This is a genomic window from Microbacterium murale, from assembly GCF_030815955.1.
GTDB lineage: Bacteria > Actinomycetota > Actinomycetes > Actinomycetales > Microbacteriaceae > Microbacterium > Microbacterium murale_A.
Genome location: NZ_JAUSXK010000001.1, coordinates 3147164 through 3166395 on the forward strand (window position 1 = coordinate 3147164; position 19232 = coordinate 3166395).

Below are 19232 nucleotides of genomic sequence, written 5' to 3' on the forward strand. Positions count from 1 at the left end.
TCAGGTGAGGCGAATCAGCAGCCGGCCGTCGCTGCGTTCGACGCGGACCGACTCGAGTGAGTCGAGAACGATGTGGGCGCGGCTCTCCAGCAGTCGGCGTGAATCCGTACCGAGCACGCCGACGACCAGGCATCCCGCCGATGTCGCCGATGTCGCCCCGGCCACGGTGTCTTCGAATGCGATGACCACGCCGACGTGACCGCGATCGGCGAGGTGCTGGACGCCGGCAAGGAAGGGCTCGGCCGCAGGCTTGCCGTGGACGACGTCACCTCCGGTGATCCGGAAGGCCGGCTCCGGGAGATCGGTCGCGCTGAATCGTGCGACGGCCACGGGCCGTGCGGCGGAGGTCACGACACCCCATTGATCGTGCGGCAACGCTTCCAGCAGTTGTCGCGCGCCGGGCAGGGAATTGAGCTGCTGGCCCGGTCGTGCCTCGATCTCCGCGAGCCGGCTCTCTGCCCGCTCGTGATCGCCGACGGCCAGTCCGGACGCTGTCACGACGGCCCTGGCGGTCTTGCCGTGCATGGTCGCCGGTGGTGCGGGGATGCCGTGCTCGCTGGCCCAGATCCGCCATGCGTCCTCAACGGCGGGGATCGAGTCGACGATGGTGCCGTCCATGTCGAAGAGCGCGCCGGCGATGGTGATCGACTGTCCCCGTCGCAGTGCGGCAGCGAGAGTGGCGAGGCTATTCATCCGGCATCCGTTCCTGTGGCTTCCGACAGACGTGCCGGCGATCCCTCCAAGGCTATGGCGAACCGCTCATAAGTCCCCATATAGTGCTCGTATGAGCAAAACGTTGCCGCTGGACCAACAGGTTCTTCACGTCTACGTCGCGTTGCAGAACCTTGCGCACGGACGTGCTGTGAACGACATAGCCGAGGAGATCGGTCGTTCCCGATTCGCGACCGCCCGCATGGTTCGCAGGGCGCGCGAGCTCGGGCTCGTCGAGGTGAGGGCCACAGTCGCCGATCCGGTCGACGTGGAGCTGTCGGCCCGCCTGGCGCAGCGTTTCGGCCTGCAGTCGGCACTCGTCGTCGCGACCTATGGCACCGACGAGCTGAAGGTGCGCGAGGCGATCGCCTCGGTCACGGCTCGAGTGATCGTCGAGACGATCGAGGAGGACGACGTCGTCGGATTCACACCTGGACGGACCCTGGTGCTGGCATCCCGTGCCATCACTCAGCTGCCGAGTGCGGACGTCGTGCAGCTCACCGGCATCGGTTGGCCGCGACTCGAGGACGGCATCGAAGTGATCTCCAACATCGGGCGTGCAGCCGGAGGGGCGACGTACCCGTTGTACGCGCCCCTGGTGATCGAACCAGAGGCGCGGGTGATCCTGAAGCACCCTGCGATCCAGCACACGCTCACACGCTTCGATCACGTGACCAAGGCTTTTCTCACGATCGGCGGCTGGCCCGGTGCGTCACTGCTTGCAGATCACTTGATCGAGACCGGTGAGCTGGAAGGCTTCGCCGAGCAGGGCGTCATCGCCGAGTACGGCACGTCGCTGCTCGATGCGAACGGCCGCACCGTGCCCGGCTTGGGAGATCGCTTCGTCGGCATCTCGGAAGAGCAACTGCGACGCATCGACCTGCGGATCGCGATCGGCGGAGGCGAGGGCAAGGAGCGGGCGGTCAGTGCGGTACTGCGCTCCGGTATGGCGGATGTGATCATCACGGATGTGCGCTCCGCGCAGCTCGCTCTTCAGGACTGACTCGGCATGTGGACGGCGGATGCCGCGCACTAGACTGGCCATGGATCGACGACGCTCCACCACAACCCTTTCCCTGAGCAAGGAGCACATACGTGGCACTCATCGAGGCTGTAGGCGCACGCGAGATTCTGGATTCACGCGGCAACCCGACCGTCGAGGTGGAGGTGCTCCTCGACGACGGGATCGTCCAGCGTGCAGCCGTCCCCTCTGGCGCATCCACCGGCGCATTCGAAGCGTACGAGCTGCGTGACGGCGACAAGAGCCGTTATGGCGGCAAGGGCGTCCTCAAGGCCGTCGACGCCATCATCGACGAACTCGGCCCGGCACTCGAAGGAGTCGAGGCGAGCGAGCAGCGCATCGTCGACGAGATCCTCAACGAGACCGACGGCACCGAGAACAAGCAGCGCACCGGCGCGAACGCCATCCTCGGCGTCAGCCTGGCCGTCGCGAAGGCAGCTGCCGACAGTGCAGACCTGCCGCTGTTCCGCTACCTCGGCGGCGCGAACGCGCACGTGCTGCCCGTCCCGCTGTTCAACGTCATCAATGGTGGCTCGCACGCCGACAACGGCATCGACATGCAGGAGTTCTTCCTCGCGCCGATCGGTGCGGAGACGTACAGCGAGGCGCTTCGCTGGGGCGTCGAGACCTACCACGTCCTCAAGGGCGAGCTCAAGGCCGCCGGCTTCGCCACCGGCCTCGGCGACGAGGGCGGCTTCGCCCCCGACCTGCCCAGCAACCGCGACGGCCTCGAGTTCCTGATCAAGGCGATCGAGAAGGCCGGATTCACCCCGGGCACCGACATCGCCCTCGGCCTGGATGCCGCCGCCACCGAGTTCTACAACGATGGCGTCTACCGCCTCGACAACAAGGACTGGGACGCAGCCGCGCTCACCGAGTACTACGTGGGCCTCGTGAACGACTTCCCGATCATCACGATCGAGGACGGCCTCGCCGAGGACGACTGGGACGGCTGGAAGGCGCTCACCGATGCGCTCGGCTCGAAGGTGCAGCTCGTCGGCGACGACCTGTTCGTCACCAACCCGGCTCGCCTCGCTGAGGGCATCAAGCGCGGCGTCGCGAACTCGCTGCTCGTCAAGGTCAACCAGATCGGCACGCTGACGGAGACGTTCGACGCGGTCAGCCTCGCCCATCGCTCGGGTTACACGGCGATGCTCTCGCACCGCTCGGGTGAGACCGAGGACACGACGATCGCCGACCTCGTGGTCGCGACGAACTCCGGTCAGATCAAGGCTGGTGCGCCTGCTCGCAGCGAGCGCGTCGCGAAGTACAATCAGCTTCTGCGCATCGAAGAGGAGCTCGGCGACGCCGCGGTGTTCGCGGGTCGCTCGGCGTTCCCCCGCCTCCAGGGCTGAGCATTCATCGGGTCGAGCGCACCTGAGAGAGAACCACGGAAGGGGGAGTCATGGCGAGACGTCCGACTCCCCCTTCCGCATCCCGTTCGAGCACTCAGCCGACCTCGCGCGCGGCGAAGCCGCGCTCATCCCGCGCGGTCGCACGAGAGGTCGACGTACGCGAATGGGCCTCCGGCATCCGGCTCTCGGGATTCATGGTCATCATGCTCTCGCTCGTCGTACTGGGGGCGTGGGTTCTGGTGCCGACGCTGGGCACGTACATCGACCAGCGGCAGAAGATCGCCGCTCTCGAAGCATCGGTGCAGGTGAGCGCCGATGAGATCGAATCGCTCGAGCAGGAGCAGGATCGCTGGGAGGATCCGGCCTACATCACCACCCAGGCGCGTGAACGGCTCTATTACGTGAAACCGGGTGAAGTCGTCTATCTGATCGACAACGACCTCGACCCGGCGTCGCTCCCGCAGGAGCAGGTACCGGTGAGTGATGAGCTCACGAAGACACCGGCGGACTGGATGCCGCAGCTGCTGCGCACCATCGCCGGAGCCGGACTCGCCCAGAACGCCAGCGCGGGGGAGTAGGCGCACGACCGCAGACGCAGTCACTGAGGGATTCCTCAGGGTTCACTCCCGTAGGCTGAACGCGTGACGACCCCGCCTTTCGCCCCGCCCACGTCCGCCGAGATCGACGTCGTCTCCGCGCAGCTGGGTCGTTCGGCGCGCGGTGTCATCGGCATCGCGGCGCGCTGCGTCTGCGGCAACCCGACCGTGGTGGCGACCAGCCCTCGTCTGCCCGATGGCTCACCGTTTCCGACGTTCTACTACTTGACGCATCCGGCGGCGACCGCCGCGATGTCGACTCTCGAGGCGACTCTGGTGATGCCCGAACTCGCGGCGATGCTGGAAGAGGACGAGGCCGTCGCCGAGGCGTATCGGGCGGCGCATGATTCGTACATCGCCGATCGCGCGCAGTTCGGCGACGTGCCGGAGATCGATGGGATCTCCGCCGGTGGCATGCCGACGCGTGTGAAGTGCCTGCACGCCCTCGCCGGACACGCCCTCGCCGCCGGGCCAGGCGTCAACCCCATCGGCGATGCCGCGTTGGCGCGATCTTCCTGGTCCCCCCAGCGCTGCCAGTGCGAAGAGCCGGGAGCGGCGACCGAATGAAGCTGAAGGCGATGCTGCGCAGCACCGTCGCAGCGGCGGCGGTGGCGGCATCCGTTCTGCTCACCGGCGCCACTGCCACGCCGACGCCGACTCCTGGCCCCGTTCCCGACAACCCGACCGATCCGGTCCGAGCGTCGGAATACTGGCTCGACGGAGCCGGTATCCGTGAGGCATGGAAGACCACGCGCGGTGAGGGCGTGACGATCGCGATCATCGATACCGGCATCGGCAAAGTGCCGTCGGTGTTCGGCAACGCCGTCGTCGACGGAACCGACGTGTCCGGCAACGGATCATCGGACGGACGCACTCCGGTCGGCGCGGTCGACGGCGATCATGGCTCGTGGGTCGCCTCGCTCGCTGCCGGTCGGGGTAAAGCCGATGGCACCGGAATGATCGGTGTGGCGCCGGAGGCGAAGCTGCTCTCGGTCTCGGTCGGATTCGGCGCCGCCGCCGCTGTGCCTTTCGTCGAGCAGGTGGCCACCGGCATCCGCTGGGCGGTCGATCACGGCGCTGACATCATCAACATGTCGTTCACGACCAACACGCTGGATTGGGACGAGAGCTGGGACGATGCGTTCCTCTACGCCTACGAGCACGATGTGGTGGTCGTCGTCGCGGCGGGAAACCGAGGCAGCGGCACCGACGTCATCGGCGCGCCGGCCACGATCCCCGGCGTGCTCACGGTCGGCGGCGTCGACCAGACCGGCACCGCCAGCGTCGAGGCTTCGACGCAGGGCATCACGATCGGCATCTCGGCGCCGAGCGAAGGACTGCTCGGCGTCTCGGCAGACGGAGAGCTGAGCATGTGGCGCGGCACCAGTGGAGCGTCGCCGATCGTCGCCGGTGTCGCGGCGCTGATCCGATCGGCCCATCCCGACCTGGATGCGGCGAATGTCATCAATCGCATCGTGAAGACGGCACTGCCGGTGCCGGGGGTGACCGAGGTGCCAGATCCGCTGTACGGGTACGGTCTCCTCGACGCGTCAGCGGCGGTGACGGCATCCGTTCCGCTCGTCGACGAGAACCCCATGGGTGATCTCGAGGAATGGGTGCGGCTGTATCGTCGGGCCCAAGCGCAGCCGGCGCCCGATCCCGAGGTCACACCCGTGGAGATCGAGCCTCTGCCTGCGGCCGATCCGCCCACCGAGCCCGGTTCTCCGTTGCTTCCGAGCGCGGATTCGCTGCGCTACGGCACGCTTCCGCTCATCGCACTCACTGCGCCTGGTATTCTTATCGCGCTAGGCGTCACCGCTGCTGCCCGGCGCATCCGATCGGCGCGCAAGCAAAGCACGCCAGCACCCTGACGAGGAGTTGTCCCTTCTGTGCCTGAGAACAGCACTGTGCCCAAGATTCTGATCGTCGGTGGCGGCTACGCGGGCTTCTACACGGCTTGGAAGCTCGAGAAGCACCTCCGAAAGCACGAAGCCGACGTGACCATGGTCGACCCGCTGCCGTACATGACCTACCAGCCGTTCCTCCCGGAGGTCGCGGCCGGCTCGATCGAGGCGCGACACGCAGTGGTCGCGCATCGCCGTCACCTGAAGCGGACGCACGTCGTCACCGCGAAGGTCACCGGCATCAACCACGCGAACAAGGTCGCGACCATCACGCCTCCGGTGGGGGACCCGTACGAGCTCGAGTACGACCAGATCGTCGTCACTGCCGGCGCCGTGTCCCGCACGTTCCCGATCCCCGGGATCGCAGACAATGCGATCGGGCTGAAGACCATCGAAGAGGCGGTCGCCGTGCGCGACAAGCTGATGTCGAACTTCGACAAGGCGGCCTCGCTGCCTGCCGGCCCCGCTCGAGACCGTCTGCTCACCACCGTCGTCGTCGGCGGTGGCTTCGCGGGCATCGAGGTCTTCGCAGAACTGCGTTCACTCGCATCCTCGCTGCTGTCGAAGTACCCGCAGCTGCGTTTCGAAGACACGCACTTCCACCTCATCGAGGCAATGGGCCGCATCATGCCCGAGGTCTCGCAGAAGACCAGCGAGTGGGTTCTGAAGGACCTCGCCAAGCGCGGCGCCAGCGTGCACCTCGACACTCAGGTGCAGGGCGCCATCGACGGCAACGTCGCACTCTCCACCGGCGAGATCATCCCGACCGACCTGATCGTCTGGACCGCCGGTGTCATGGCGAACCCGACCGTCGTGCGCGGCGGCGACCTTCCCGTGGAAGAGCGCGGGCGCATCCAGACTCGTGCCGACCTGCGCGTCGGTACGGCTGAGGAGTTCATCGAAGGCGCATGGGCGGCAGGCGACGTCTCGGCTGTCCCTGACCTCTCGGGCGGTGGCGTCGGCGGCAATTGCGTGCCGAACGCCCAGCACGCCGTGCGCCAGGCGAAGCTTCTCGCGAAGAACCTGGTCGCCGTGATCCGCGGCGAGGGAACCAAGGACTACTTCCACAAGAACCTCGGTGCGGTCGCCGGTCTCGGCCTCTACAACGGCGTCTTCCAGTCCGGCAACCTCGCCCTCAAGGGCTTCGTCGCCTGGATCGCGCACCGTGGCTACCACGGGCTCGCGATGCCGACGTGGGAGCGCAAGTGGCGTGTTCTGTGGGACTGGTGGAACAACCTGTGGCTCGGTCGCGACCTCGTGAACCTGCAGACCGTCCAGAACCCCCGTTACGTCTTCGAGGAGTTCGCTGCGCGTCCGCGTCCGGCGGCGGATGCTGCGCCGGCTGCCGCTGCAAAGCCCGCTGAGGTCAAGGCCGAAGAGAAGAAGGCCCCGGTGAAGAAGGCTCCAGCGAAGAAGGCTGCGGCTGACAACGCCGCGGCTGACACGGCCGAGAAGGCTGCCCCGGTGCGCAAGCCGGCGGCGAAGAAGGCTCCGGCGGCGAAGTAACCGCACAAAAACGCAGAAGCCGTCCGGCCCGATGATGGGGCTGGACGGTTTCTGCGTTCATGGTGCTACTGGCGGACGCTCTGAGCAAGCCCGATGAGGATTCCCTCCGGGCCGCGGATGTAGCAGAGCCGGTAAATGTTCTCGTACTGCACCACTTCGTCGCTGACGAGTTCCGCGCCACGCCGAGCGAGTCGGGTGAGAGCGTCGTCGAGGTCGTCGACCTCGAACATCACACGGAGGTAGCCCAGCGCGTTCACGGGAGCCCTGCGGTTGTCCGCGATCACTTCCGGCTTGAGGAATCGCGAGAGTTCCACGCGTCCGTGGCCGTCGGGCGTGCGCATCATCGCGACTTCGACCTGTTGATCGCCGAGACCGGTGACACGTCCGGCCCACTCGCCCTCTGCCATCGCGCGTCCCTCGAGTTCGAGACCGAGCTCGGTGAAGAACTCGATCACGGGGCCGAGGTCCTCGACGACGATGCCGATGTTATCTATTCGAATGGTCATGTGCTCAGCCCAGCGTCTCGCCGGCGAGGTGCCGACCGAAGTTGGTGAGAGCCTCGTCCCAGCCGTCGTAGACGAATCCGTCGCCCGGCTTGCCCTCAAGTCCTCGGAGGTGGAACACGAGCTCCGTGCGCTCATCATGCTCCGCGAACGTGAGCGTGATGACGGGCGCGGCATCAGCGGGCGCGTCGGGCTCGCCCCAGGTGAAGACGAGGCGGTCGAACGGTTCCACCTCGATGTACTCGCCTCCGGTGGGGAACTTCTCGCCGGTCTCGTCGTTCGTCATCGTGTAGCGGTACCGACCTCCGACCTGGACGTCGAACGAGACGCTGTCGGCGGAGACTCCGAACGGATGCAACCACTGCGCCAGCTCTTCCGCTTCTGTCCAGGCCCGCCACACGAGCTCTCGTGGCGCCGGGAACACACGGGTGATCGAGAATTCAGGGGCATCTGAGTCTGATGCAGCGGTCGTGTTCATGTGTCCTTCTCCTGCTCGTCTGGGGTTCTTGTCCTGGTCTTCATGGTTTCGAGGTGAGTCGCGAGAGCGTCGAGGTTGAGGTTCCACTCGCGCCGGTGCTTCTCCACCCAGGCGGAAGCCTCGTCGAGGGGCTCGGCCTGTATCGACAGAGTGCGCCATTGCGCCTGGGTGGTGCGGGTGACGAGTCCGGCGCGCTCGAGCACCTTCAGGTGTTGCGAGATGGCCGGGGCGCTCACAGCGAACGGTGCGGCGACCTCGCCGACGGTCGCGGGACCGCGGGAGAGCGTCGTGAGGATATCGCGTCGCGTCGGGTCTGCGAGGGCCCCGAACACAAGACTCAGAGGATCGCTCGCAGCCATTTAATCACACCCTTAATTAATGAGATGACTCATTATGTGCACCGGATGATCCGGCTGTCAACGGGTGTCGCGCGAAGAGCAGCGCAAAGGGAGTGCCCCCACTGGGACTCGAACCCAGACTGAAGCGATTTTAAGTCGCCTGCCTCTGCCATTGGGCTATGGGGGCGTGCCCTCTCAGCCTAGCTTCGCGGTCGTCGGCGAGCCGACGTCGTAGGGTGGGGGAGTGCTCGACCTCACCGCTGACCTGAGCCGTACTGCCGCCCGCCCGCGAGAATGGGAGAACCCTGCGCTCTGGTGGCCGAGGCTGTCGGATGCCACCGCTCATCTTCCGGCGCCCGTCGCCGTGATCGACGTCGATGCACTGCGACATAACGCGATGGATCTGCTGGTACGTGCCGGCGGGATCCCGATCCGCGTCGCGACGAAATCTGTACGCGTGCGCGCTGTGCTCGACGCCGTGTTGCGCATTCCCGGTTATCGCGGCATCCTCTCCTACTCGCTCTCCGAAGCGCTCTGGCTCGCCGAGACGCATGGAGACATCGTGCTCGGGTATCCGACCGTCGACAGAGCGGGCATCGAGAGGCTGGTGCACGACGAGGTCGCGGCATCCCGGATCACACTCATGGTCGACGACCTCGCGCACCTCGACCTCATCGACGCCATCGCGGCGCCTGATCGACGCGAGAAAATACGGGTCGCGATCGACGTCGACGCCTCATGGCGGTCTGCGGCCCTTGGGCACATCGGCGTGCGCCGCTCTCCGCTTTTCACCGCCGCGGATGCTGTCAGGTTCGCTCGTGCGATCGTGCGGAGACCCGGGTTCCGACTGGTCGGCCTGCAGATGTATGAGGCGCAGATCGCGGGTCAGGGAGACAACGGCGCGGATGCGCCGGTGATCCGCCGCATGATGCAGGCGCGATCGCGAGCCGAACTTCGCGGCCGTCGGGCTGCGATCGCTGACGCACTCACGGATATCGCGCCGCTGGAGTTTCTCAATGGCGGTGGTACGGGCTCGTTGGAGTTCACTGGGAGCGACGAATCTGTCACCGAGGCATCGGCGGGCAGCGGACTGTTCGGCGGGCACCTGTTCGACGGCTACCGCTCCTTCCGGCCGGCGCCCGCCACCGCCTTCGCGTTCGATGTCGTACGTCGTCCTGCCCATGACATCGCCACCGTGCTCGGTGGCGGCTGGATCGCCTCAGGACCCGCCGTCGGCTCGCGTCAGCCTCTCCCAGTCTGGCCTCAGGGGCTGAGAACGATGCCGCGCGAGGCGGCGGGCGAGGTGCAGACGCCCTTGCAGGGTGCGACAGCGCGAGCGCTGCAGATCGGCGACCGCGTCTGGTTCCGTCATGCGAAGAGCGGGGAGCCCGCCGAGCGGATCGACGCGTATCACCTGGTGTCCGGCACTGAGGTGATCGACGAGGTGCCCACGTATCGGGGCGAGGGAAGGGCGTTCCTGTGACTCGACCCGGAGGCACGTGGCAGAACTGGGCACGAACGGCCTCGATCAGGCCCGCCAGCGTGGAACGGCCCCGTACACCTGAGGGCGTGCAGCGATCCGTGCACGCGGCCATCGCTCACAATCTGCAGATCAAGGCCGTCGGCGCTGGCCACAGCTTCACCGGCATCGCCGTCGCTCCCGGTGTGCTGCTCGAACTCGATGACATGCAGGGGCTGGTGTCCGTCGATATCGACCGCGCACGCGTGACACTCCTCGCGGGCACCAGGCTGCACCGCATCCCCCGTCTGCTCGCCCCGTACGGGCTCGCGATGGAGAATCTCGGCGACATCGATCGCCAATCGATCGCCGGTGCGATCTCCTCCGGCACTCACGGAACAGGGGTACGGTTCGGCGGGCTGGCGACGCAGGTCGTCGGAGCGACACTCATTGCGGCGGACGGAGAATTCCTCCGGGTGAGTGACACCGAGAACGCAGACCTGCTGCCGGCCATCGCGCTGGGGCTGGGGGCGTTGGGCATCCTCGTCGATGTGACGCTGCAGTGCGTACCCGCGTACGTGATGCACGCGATAGACGAGCCGGTGCCGCTCGACGAGGTGCTGGAGACGTTGGGGGAGCGCGTCGCAGCGTCTGACCATTTCGAGTTCTACTGGTTCCCGCACACTGACGTGGCGCTGACGAAGCGACAGGCGCGTTTGCCGGAGTCGACACCACGGCGACCGCTGCCCGCGGCGGGGAAGTGGATCGATGAGACGCTGCTCTCCAACGGCGTGTACCGGATGGTGTGCGCCGCGGGGCAGATCGTTCCTGCCGTCACACCACCGTTCAGCCGACTCGCCGTGAAGCTCACCGGAGACCGCGAGTACACCGACCTGTCGCATCGAGTGCTCACGCAGAGCCGGAACGTGCGGTTCCGCGAGATGGAGTACGCCCTGCCGTCCGAGAAAGTGATCCCTGCCTTTCAGGCGATCCGGAACCTCATCGCAGAACGCGGATGGCGGATCGAGTTCCCGGTCGAGGTGCGCTTCGCTGCGGCGGACGATCGCTGGCTCTCCACCGCGCACGGCCGTGAGAGCGGTTACATCGCGGTGCACCGCTACTGGCGCGCCGACCCCACGGCATACTTCGAGGCCGTCGAACGCATCTGCCTCGAACACGGCGGGCGCCCGCACTGGGGCAAGATCCACACGCTGAACGCCGAGCAGTTGCGGGAAAGCTACCCGCGGTTCGGCGACTTCGTGGCACTGCGCGACCGGCTTGACCCCGAACGGCGATTCGCGAATCGGTATCTTGATCGAGTGCTCGGAGAATGACGCGTCGCCCAGTTCACGCGCAGGCACCGTGGTTAGTATGAATAAAACTCATGAAGGGGGTCATGTGCCATGGAATGGCTCATTCCAGTTCTGATTGTCGTCGCCGTGCTGGTGCTCATCGGCATCTACTTCTGGGCGACCTACAACTCCCTCGTGCAACTGAACGTCCGTGTCGACGAGGCCTGGAGCGGCATCACTGTGCAGCTCAAGAGGCGAGCCGACCTGATCCCCAATCTCATCGAGACGGTCAAGGGCTACGCCTCGCATGAGAAGGCCGTGTTCGAGAACGTCACACGCGCCCGTGCGGAGACGCTCTCGGCGACGAGCCCCGGTGAGGCGGGAATCGCGGAAGGCCACCTGCAGCAGGCGTTGAAGAGCTTGTTCGCGGTCGCTGAGGCGTATCCGCAGCTGCAGGCGAGTCAGAACTTCCTTCAGGTTCAGCATGCGCTCGTCGACACCGAGGACAAGATCCAAGCGGCCCGTCGCTTCTACAACGGCGGCGTGCGTGAGCTGAACACCAAGATCAAGGTGTTCCCGAACAACCTGTTCGCCCGCGGGCTCGGGTTCACCGAGCGGGAGTTCTTCGAGGTCGCGGACAATGCCGCGATCTCAGAGCCTCCACGCGTGCAGTTCTGACAAGCGAAGGCTCGATGCGCCGCAGGCGCGTCGAGCCTTCTGCATGTCATGTCTGAGCGAGCGAGGGGTTCGCGACCTCACCAGACGCTCAGAACGACGTCGTCGTCGGTGAACGTCACCTCGCCGCGCACGCTCCAGCTCGCCGTGCGATAGGTGAGAGTCTTGGCTGCTCCGTCGGGCGCGGTGCCGGTCACCGTCGCGGTGAGCGCGCCACCGTCTGCCCGGAACGCGGTCGGCGTCAGAGCGACGGTCGGCGTCTGGTCGATGCGGTAGCGAATCTCGCTCACTGCGGTGAAGTCCGCCGCCCAGGGGATCACGATTCCGCAGGACGACGGGGGCGCTGGTGCAGGTGCTGTGCACGTCGCGAGGTACTCGTCGAGCTGCGTCTGCGCGGTGACGGTCGCCTCGGGACGAAGGATCGCGTCGACGTCGACCTCCTGGGACCCGCCGGGAATCACCTCGACGGTTGCGCTCCCGTCGAGGAACGACGTCGGCACGGCGTTCACGTCGTACACCGCGGGAAGCAGCAGAGCCTTCTCGTCTGATGGAAGCATCGTGTCGTCGACGCTGACCGGAACGGAGAACTGAACCGAACCGAGCGCGGCGGCGGCCTCCGGCACCCAGCGTCCCTCGAGGCGCGACAGGCTCAGCGTGCTCTCGTGCCGTGCACCCGCGAGTTCGAACGACACCACGACAGCCGCAGCGTCGTCATCGGCCGTCGAAGACTCGACGGTGCCCTGTGTGAGGTGATCGCTCGCGGCCGCGAACGCCGATGCCGTCGCCGCCGGGATGTCGACACCCGTGGCCTCCACCGCGGCGACGTCGCCGTCGGCCAGCGCCTGCAGATAGGCCAGCGCCTGGTCTTCAGGACTGCCGCGCGGGATGAGGAACCAGACGATCGCGGCCGCGATCAGCAGCGCGGCCGCGATCGCGCCGCCGATGATCCACGGCGCACGTCGCTTCGCCGCCTGCGCGTTCACGAGCTGTGCCGCCTCACGCCGACTCCTGACGGGTGTGCACGTGTCGTCGTACGCCGCCGCGTTCGACGTGCAGTGCGCCGGCAACGGCGTCCGCGGCGTCGCCCCAACCTGAAACCGACACATGCTCCAACCCCTGCCAGGTCGCCGCCAGTGCGAGCTCGCGGGCGATCGGCTCGGCGTCTGCCGTACGAGCCTGGGGCTCCCACCAGGCTGATTGCACCTGCAGAGTCGACGATGCCCGATCGGCCTTCAGATCGACACGCGCCACGATCCTGTCTCCCACGAGCACGGGCAACGAGTAGTAGCCGTAGCGCCGTTTGTGGGCCGGAACATAGATCTCGATGCGGTAGTCCAGGTCGAATGCCCGCAGCGCTCGCTCCCTGAACCAGACGACAGGGTCGAACGGCGTGAGGATCGCCGCCGCGTCCACCCGCCGGGGGAGCACGGAATCGCGATGCAGCCATGCGGGCACCTGACGACCGCCGCGTTCCCACCCGCGTACTCGGACAGGCTGAAGATCACCGTTGTCGACGAGGTCGTCGATGGCCGCGCGCACGGCCTTGCGATCCTTGATGCGGTAGTAGTCGGCCAGATCGGACTCCGTCGCCACACCGGAAGAACGCGCTGCACGGTGCACGAGCTCGCGTATCGCCTCTTCTCTGGGCACCACGCGTTCGCGCACCTGGGCGGGGATCACCTGCTCCTCCAGCGCATAGTGCCGCTCGAACCCGCGACGACCGCTGATCGCCACGTCGCCGGTGCGCCAGAGATGCTCGAGGGCGAGCTTCACGTCGTCCCAGTCCCACCAGGTTCCGCGCTCACGTGGCGCGTCCGCCCGCAACTGCGCCGGCCTCAACGGCCCTCGAGTGCGCAGTTCGTCTTTCACCCAGGAGACCGTGCGCGTGTTCTGACTCAACCACGATTCGGGATCGGACTCCCACCTCTTGCGGAACGCCTCCATGCGGAATCGCCACAGCGACCAGTCGGCGACCGGCACGAACGTCGCCTCGTGCGCGAGGTACTCGACGTAGTGCGTGGTACGCGACAGGAAGACCCGATCGAGAAGCGCGGGATCGTAGGAGCCCAACCGCGAGAACAATGGCAGGTAATGACTGCGTGCGAATACGTTCACTGAGTCGATCTGCAGCACGCCGAGACGCTCCATGGCGCGATGCACATGACGCGCAGAGACGGCTGCTGTCGGGCGGCGCCGGGTGAACCCCTGAGCAGCCAGGGCGATACGTCGAGCCTGCGCGGCGCTGAGAGTCTCGGTCACGTCGTCAGCGTATCGCCAGCTCCGGACATGGACACCGCGCACGTCGCAGCATCCCCCAGCCCCGCAACTAGACTGACGACATGACGGATGAGCAGCGCCCTCGCAAGCGCGATCTCCTGTGGGGTCGCATGCCGACTGATCGCACGGTCACGACCGAAGCCGACAACGCGGTGCCTCTGTCGCTGCGCGTCGCGGCGGGATACGCCTGGCGACTGCTGCTGATCGCCGCAGCCGCCGGTGTCATCATCTGGCTGGTGATCCAGCTGAAACTGCTCGTGATCCCGCTGCTGATCGGGATCCTCATCACTGCGCTGCTCTGGCCGGCCTTCGAGCTGATGCTGCGAAGTCGCTTCCCACGATGGCTCGCGATCCTTATCGCTCTGCTGGGCACACTCGCGATCGTGGCCGGGCTGGTCTGGCTCGTCAGCTGGCAGGTCTCTCAGCAATGGGACGACGTGCAGGCCAAGTCGATGGCGGCGGTCGAGCAGTTCCGCCAGTACCTCATCGACGGGCCGTTGCATCTCTCCGAGAAGGAGATCCAGGATTACCTGAACCAGGGTTTCGAGCTCATCCAGGAGCAGGCGCAACTGCTCTGGTCCGGTGCGCTCGCCATCGGCTCGACCGCCGGTCATGTCCTCGTCGGCACACTGCTGACGTTGTTCGTGCTGATCTGCCTGCTCGCTGATGGTGCCGGCATCTGGCGCTGGACGACGAAGCTCTTCCCGCGCGCCGCTCGTCCTGCCGTCGATGCGGCGGCTCGCAACGGCTGGCGAACGGTCGTCAGTTACGCGAAGACCCAGTTGCTGGTCGCGACGATCGACTCGATCGGCATCGGCCTCGGAGCCTTCCTGCTCGGCGTCCCGCTGGCGATTCCGGTCGCCGTGCTCGTGTTCCTCGGTGCGTTCATCCCGATCGTCGGTGCTGTCGCAACAGGAGCGGTGGCCGTGTTCCTCGCGCTCGTCTACAACGATCCGTGGAACGCGTTCTGGATGCTGGTCGTCGTGATCGGCGTCCAGCAGCTGGAGGGTCACATTCTGCAGCCGATCCTGATGGGGTCCGCTGTCAAGGTGCATCCGCTCGCCGTCGTTCTGGTGGTCGCCGGAGGATCGATGATCGCCGGTATTCCCGGTGCGCTGTTCGCGGTGCCGCTGGCGGCGTTCGCGAACGTCGTCGCCGTGACGCTCAGCAGCGGTTCGTGGCGGACCGGCAGACAACCAGCCGGTGATCTGATCTGGAGTACAGTGCCGCGCGAGCGGCGTCGGAGGAATACATGAGTGAAGTCCCCAGCCTGGCCGAGTTCGAGGAAGCCGCACGGGGGCTGGAGCGAGTGATCTCGCACACGCCGACGCTGCCGTCCAGGGCGCTCTCAGACATCCTCGGCGAACCCGTCGTGCTGAAGATGGAGAATCTCCAGCGCACCGGATCGTTCAAGATCCGCGGCGCCGCGTACCGGTTGTCCCGTCTCACGGCCGAGGAACGCGGGCGAGGAGTGGTGGCGGCATCCGCCGGCAACCATGCGCAGGGGGTCGCCCTGGCAGCCCAGGCGCTCGGGATTCCGGCAACCATCTTCATGCCGCTCGGGGTGCCTGTGCCCAAACTCCTCGCAACTCGTGGGTACGGCGCCGAGGTCGTGTTGGAAGGTGAGACCGTCGCCACGTCGTTGCGGCTCGCCGCCGAGTTCGCAGAGCGCACCGGTGCGGTGATGATCCACCCCTTCGACCACCGCGACGTGGTGATCGGTCAGGGGACGCTGGGTCTGGAGTTGATCGCGGATGCTCCGGACGTCGACACGATACTGGTGGGGATCGGCGGCGGGGGACTCATCGCCGGCGTGGCGGCGGCGGCGAAGGCGGCGGCGGCGCAAGCAGGTCGGACGGTGCGCGTGATCGGCGTGCAAGCGGAGAACGCCGCCGCGATGCTGCCCTCGCTGGCGGACGGTCATCCGGTCGAGATCGTGACGCTGCCGACCATCGCAGACGGCATCCTGGTCGCGAAGCCGGGAGCGGTGCCATTCGAGATCATCAAGGATCTCGTCGACGATGTCGTCACTGTGACTGACGATGACATCGCCCGCGCGATCCTCATACTGCTGGAACAGGCGAAGGTCGTCGTCGAGCCCGCAGGTGCCGTCGGCGTGGCCGCGATCCTCGCAGGCAAGATCTCCGGCACCGGAAAGACCATGGCCGTGCTGTCGGGCGGCAACATCGACCCGCTGCTGCTGCAGCGCGTCGTGTCGCACGGGCTCGCGGCATCCGGTCGCTACCTGACCATCCGCATTCCGTTGCCCGACCGTCCTGGCCAGCTCGCCAGGGTCTCCGAGCTCGTCTCCCAGGCAGGCGCGAACGTCATGGAAGTCATGCACACCCGCCACGGCCAGGGCTTGCAGATCAGCGAGGTCATCCTGCAGATGAGCATCGAGACCAGAGGGGCGGAGCACACCGAACTGACGCTCGACACGCTCCGCCAGGCAGGCTACGACCCGGTCGTCGTTCCGGACTAGCCGGCGTAGGTCTCGACGTTCGTGACCTCGACGGAGATCGACTTGCCGTTCGGCGCCTCGTAGCTGGTCTTCTCGCCGACCTTCAGGCCGAGGATCGCCTGCCCGAGCGGGCTGGCCTCGCTGTAGACGTCCACGTCGCTTCCGGATGCCGCGATCTCGCGACTGCCGAGGAGGAAGATCTCTTCGCCACCGGCGACGAGCGCCGTGACGACGGTGCCGGGCTCGACGATTCCGCGGCTGGCCGGAGCCTCGCCGACCTTCGCGGTCTTCAGGAGCTGCTCGAGCGTGCGGATGCGCGCCTCCTGCTTGCCCTGCTCGTCCTTCGCGGCGTGGTATCCGCCGTTCTCCTTGAGGTCGCCCTCTTCGCGGGCGGCCTCGATGCGCTTCGCGATCTCGTCGCGACCCGTGGTGGAGAGGTTCTCGAGCTCAGCGACCAGCCGATCGTAGGCGTCTTGAGTGAGGAACGGTACCTGAGCGTCTGTGGACACAGCGTGCTCCTTTGTCGAACGCCCTTCAGGGCGGTGGGGATATGCCAAGACGCCCCGGCAAGTGGCCAGGGCGTCGGTTTCTCAGGGGAGTCTATGCGACCCAGCAGGAGTTCACCAAACCTGTCGTGGCTTCTGCGACGGTCGGCACAGTCGCCGTCAACTGCTGCATGTGGCTGTCCCCGGCGGGGATCTCGACGATCTTCCAGCCCACGACGCCGAACTCCTCATCGAGTGCTTCGATCGCGCAGGCGAGGTCTTTTCCCTGGGGCGCGATGACCTGGAAACGCACCGTGACAGTGTGCTCGTCGACGAGTTCGTAGCTCAGATCATCGGCATCGACCGCGTTGATCGACTGGGAGACGGTCATCCAGGAAGCGATGACGATCACGACCAGAGCGATCGCGCCGCCGACGATCCACGACGTGCGCTTGCGGCGTCCGCGACCGTATCGTTCATCGAGCTCGAGTGCTGTCGTCACGGGGCGGGGCTTTCGGTCGTTAGGCTTGTGGTTCCAGGTTATGCGACCTGCGCAGGAAAGGCGGACACATGCTCGTGCTGTTCGGAACTGAGACCCCGATTCCGACGCCGACGATGACCGTCGAGCCGGAGTCCGTCACACCCGGCCCCGCCGGATTCATCGTGATCGTGGTCGTCGTGATCGCCGTCGTGCTGCTGATCTGGGACATGAATCGTCGTATCCGCCGCGTGCGATACCGCGAAGAGGTGCGTGAAGAGCTCGACGCCGAGGAAGCAGCGGGCAGGGATACGCAGGCCCCGGATGCCGGCTCCGCCGAGGATTCTGGCCAGGACGGCGCGGCGCCGGGAACGAACGGCGACGCAGCATCCGAGAAAGACGATCCAGGGCGCTGAGTCCGGCTCAGTGCATGGTCATGCCGCCGGTGACGTTGAGCCCCTGTCCGGTCATGTAGCTCGCCAGGTCGCTGGCGAGGAAGAGCGCGACACCGGCGACGTCCTGAGTCGTGCCGGTTCGGCCCAACGGCACCTGTGAGCGGTCTTCGGCGGCGACCTCGTCGGCCGTCATTCCGCGGATCGCGCCGCCCTCGATGCGCTCCCGGTGCTTCATGGGGGTCTCGATGATGCCGGGGCAGATCGCGTTCACCGTGATGCCGCGCTGGGCGAGTTCGACGGCCATAGTCTTCGTGACGCCGAGTACAGCGTGCTTGGAGGCGACGTACGCGGTCATTCCTCGGTAGCCGTTCTTGCCGGCCTGCGATGAGATGAAGATGATGCGTCCGGTGCGCTCCGCGGCGACGAGCCTGCGTGCGACGCCGCGTGCGACGAGGAAGGACCCCTTCGCGTTGACGTCGAGGTTGAGGTCCCACTCGGCGCTCGTCGTCTCTGTCGCGTAGACCATGGTCGATGTGCCTGCCGCTGTCACGACGACATCGACAGTGCCGACGGCGTCGGTGACGGCATCCAGGACGTGCTCCACCGCAGACTCGTCGCTGACGTCGAGTCGCACGGACCACGCACGGTCGCCGGTCTGATTCAGGCCCTCAGGCGCGCTCAGATCGGCGCTGACGACTGTTGCGCCCTCGGCGAGGAACGCGTCCACCACGCCGGCGCCGATGCCGCTGCCACCACCGGTGACGAGGACGACCCGGGATGCGAGCTCGTCGAACATCACACTCCGACGCGCTCGAACGCGTCGAGACTGATGCCCTGTTCGAGGATGCGCTTCGACCATTCCCGTGCGCTGTGAAGGCTGTGATCACGGTAGTTCCCGCAGCTGATCGCGTCGACCCCCGGCACGTCGTCCCAGGTGATGTCCTCCGCGATCGCGGTGAGGCCCACGCGGACGGCCGCGACGACCTCCGCGACACCCGGCTCTCCCCAGGTGATCAGGTGGAAGCCGGTACGGCAGCCGAACGGAGAGATGTCGATGACGCCCTCGAGGTGGTCGCGGAGCAGGCCGGCGAGCACATGTTCGATCGTGTGCAGCCCGGCCGTCGGGATCTCGCCCTCGTTCGGCTGCACGAAGCGCACGTCGAAGTTCGAGATCGCGTCGCCCTTGGGTCCGTGCTCGGTCTGGATGAGACGGACATAGGGCGCGTGGACAGCGGTGTGATCGAGGGTGAAGCTCTCGACATCAGCCATGGTGTTCTCCTTCGTCGTTCTGGGGTGCA

22 protein-coding genes and 1 tRNA gene are annotated in these 19232 nt (G+C 66.6%); 12 read left to right on the plus strand and 11 right to left on the minus strand.

The genetic code is table 11. The features are described from left to right. Complete coding sequence (locus tag QFZ46_RS15155) at positions 1-693, minus strand: HAD-IA family hydrolase (RefSeq protein WP_307363033.1); 693 nt, start codon at positions 691-693, stop codon at positions 1-3. A 91-nt stretch (positions 694-784) separates the two neighbouring features. On the opposite strand from QFZ46_RS15155, the gene QFZ46_RS15160 reads away from it, so the two are divergent. From QFZ46_RS15160 to QFZ46_RS15185, 6 genes are all read left to right on the plus strand, one after another. Then, entirely contained in the window at positions 785-1714 is a 930-nt protein-coding gene (locus QFZ46_RS15160; protein ID WP_307363034.1) for a sugar-binding transcriptional regulator, read from the plus strand. A 92-nt stretch (positions 1715-1806) separates the two neighbouring features. Beyond that, a complete protein-coding gene (eno, locus tag QFZ46_RS15165) occupies positions 1807-3087 on the plus strand; it encodes a phosphopyruvate hydratase (RefSeq protein ID WP_307363035.1) in 1281 nt (426 codons plus the stop codon). A gap of 50 nt (positions 3088-3137) precedes the next feature. After that, on the plus strand, positions 3138-3665 hold the full coding sequence (locus QFZ46_RS15170; RefSeq protein ID WP_307363036.1) for an FtsB family cell division protein: 528 nt from the start codon (positions 3138-3140) through the stop codon (positions 3663-3665). A gap of 63 nt (positions 3666-3728) precedes the next feature. Beyond that, positions 3729-4250 carry a DUF501 domain-containing protein gene (locus QFZ46_RS15175; RefSeq protein WP_307363038.1) on the plus strand — a complete coding sequence of 174 codons (522 nt, stop codon included), beginning with the start codon at positions 3729-3731 and terminating at the stop codon, positions 4248-4250. An 11-nt stretch (positions 4251-4261) separates the two neighbouring features. Next, positions 4262-5554, plus strand: a complete 1293-nt coding sequence (locus QFZ46_RS15180; protein ID WP_307363039.1) for a S8 family serine peptidase — start codon at positions 4262-4264, stop codon at positions 5552-5554. Between the two features lie 36 nt (positions 5555-5590). Further along, positions 5591-7093 (plus strand): NAD(P)/FAD-dependent oxidoreductase, encoded by a 1503-nt coding sequence (locus tag QFZ46_RS15185; protein WP_307363040.1) that lies wholly within the window; start codon positions 5591-5593, stop codon positions 7091-7093. Positions 7094-7158: 65 nt separating this feature from the next. Here the strand turns inward: QFZ46_RS15185 and QFZ46_RS15190 are convergent, their stop codons facing one another. The 4 genes from QFZ46_RS15190 to QFZ46_RS15205 form a co-directional block, all read right to left on the minus strand. Continuing rightward, positions 7159-7599: a VOC family protein gene (locus tag QFZ46_RS15190; RefSeq protein ID WP_307363042.1), complete on the minus strand. Its 441-nt coding sequence runs from the start codon at positions 7597-7599 to the stop codon at positions 7159-7161. Between the two features lie 4 nt (positions 7600-7603). Further along, the gene (locus tag QFZ46_RS15195) at positions 7604-8074 is read right to left on the minus strand and encodes an SRPBCC family protein (protein ID WP_307363043.1); all 471 of its coding nucleotides are present in this window, start codon (positions 8072-8074) and stop codon (positions 7604-7606) included. Continuing rightward, positions 8071-8433 (minus strand): ArsR/SmtB family transcription factor, encoded by a 363-nt coding sequence (locus tag QFZ46_RS15200; RefSeq protein WP_307363044.1) that lies wholly within the window; start codon positions 8431-8433, stop codon positions 8071-8073. Before QFZ46_RS15200 ends, QFZ46_RS15195 begins: the two co-directional genes overlap by 4 nt. Before the next feature lie 93 nt (positions 8434-8526). Continuing rightward, positions 8527-8599, minus strand: a tRNA-Leu gene (locus tag QFZ46_RS15205). Positions 8600-8656: 57 nt separating this feature from the next. Between QFZ46_RS15205 and QFZ46_RS15210 the strand changes: the two genes are divergently transcribed. The 3 genes from QFZ46_RS15210 (at position 8657) to QFZ46_RS15220 (ending at position 11841) form a co-directional block, all read left to right on the plus strand. Further along, positions 8657-9895: an alanine racemase gene (locus QFZ46_RS15210; RefSeq protein ID WP_307363046.1), complete on the plus strand. Its 1239-nt coding sequence runs from the start codon at positions 8657-8659 to the stop codon at positions 9893-9895. Then, on the plus strand, positions 9892-11205 hold the full coding sequence (locus tag QFZ46_RS15215) for a D-arabinono-1,4-lactone oxidase (protein ID WP_307363048.1): 1314 nt from the start codon (positions 9892-9894) through the stop codon (positions 11203-11205). Before QFZ46_RS15210 ends, QFZ46_RS15215 begins: the two co-directional genes overlap by 4 nt. Before the next feature lie 69 nt (positions 11206-11274). Then, positions 11275-11841, plus strand: a complete 567-nt coding sequence (locus QFZ46_RS15220; protein WP_206476778.1) for a LemA family protein — start codon at positions 11275-11277, stop codon at positions 11839-11841. Positions 11842-11918: 77 nt separating this feature from the next. Here the strand turns inward: QFZ46_RS15220 and QFZ46_RS15225 are convergent, their stop codons facing one another. Both QFZ46_RS15225 and QFZ46_RS15230 read right to left on the minus strand, forming a co-directional pair. Further along, positions 11919-12821, minus strand: a complete 903-nt coding sequence (locus QFZ46_RS15225) for a hypothetical protein (protein ID WP_307363049.1) — start codon at positions 12819-12821, stop codon at positions 11919-11921. 13 nt (positions 12822-12834) lie between these two features. Then, positions 12835-14097, minus strand: coding sequence for a winged helix-turn-helix domain-containing protein (locus QFZ46_RS15230; protein ID WP_307363050.1), 1263 nt, complete (start codon positions 14095-14097; stop codon positions 12835-12837). 80 nt (positions 14098-14177) lie between these two features. Here QFZ46_RS15230 and QFZ46_RS15235 point away from each other — a divergent pair, with 80 nt between their 5' ends. Together QFZ46_RS15235 and ilvA are read left to right on the plus strand one after the other, a co-directional pair. Continuing rightward, positions 14178-15371 (plus strand): AI-2E family transporter, encoded by a 1194-nt coding sequence (locus tag QFZ46_RS15235; protein WP_307363051.1) that lies wholly within the window; start codon positions 14178-14180, stop codon positions 15369-15371. After that, positions 15368-16597, plus strand: a complete 1230-nt coding sequence (gene ilvA / locus QFZ46_RS15240; RefSeq protein WP_307363052.1) for a threonine ammonia-lyase — start codon at positions 15368-15370, stop codon at positions 16595-16597. Before QFZ46_RS15235 ends, ilvA begins: the two co-directional genes overlap by 4 nt. Here the strand turns inward: ilvA and greA are convergent. Beyond that, complete coding sequence (gene greA, locus QFZ46_RS15245) at positions 16594-17085, minus strand: transcription elongation factor GreA (protein ID WP_307363054.1); 492 nt, start codon at positions 17083-17085, stop codon at positions 16594-16596. The two genes, ilvA and greA, sit on opposite strands and share 4 nt — an antisense overlap. A gap of 91 nt (positions 17086-17176) precedes the next feature. Then, positions 17177-17563 carry a DUF4307 domain-containing protein gene (locus tag QFZ46_RS15250; protein WP_307363057.1) on the minus strand — a complete coding sequence of 129 codons (387 nt, stop codon included), beginning with the start codon at positions 17561-17563 and terminating at the stop codon, positions 17177-17179. 68 nt (positions 17564-17631) lie between these two features. Between QFZ46_RS15250 and QFZ46_RS15255 the strand changes: the two genes are divergently transcribed. Continuing rightward, on the plus strand, positions 17632-17955 hold the full coding sequence (locus tag QFZ46_RS15255) for a hypothetical protein (RefSeq protein WP_307363058.1): 324 nt from the start codon (positions 17632-17634) through the stop codon (positions 17953-17955). 7 nt (positions 17956-17962) lie between these two features. Here QFZ46_RS15255 and QFZ46_RS15260 read toward each other — a convergent pair whose 3' ends face one another. Together QFZ46_RS15260 and QFZ46_RS15265 are read right to left on the minus strand one after the other, a co-directional pair. Then, positions 17963-18730: an SDR family NAD(P)-dependent oxidoreductase gene (locus QFZ46_RS15260; RefSeq protein WP_307363059.1), complete on the minus strand. Its 768-nt coding sequence runs from the start codon at positions 18728-18730 to the stop codon at positions 17963-17965. Beyond that, on the minus strand, positions 18730-19203 hold the full coding sequence (locus QFZ46_RS15265; protein ID WP_307363060.1) for an S-ribosylhomocysteine lyase: 474 nt from the start codon (positions 19201-19203) through the stop codon (positions 18730-18732). The genes QFZ46_RS15260 and QFZ46_RS15265 overlap by 1 nt, the downstream gene beginning before the upstream one ends. Positions 19204-19232 lie beyond the last annotated feature (29 nt).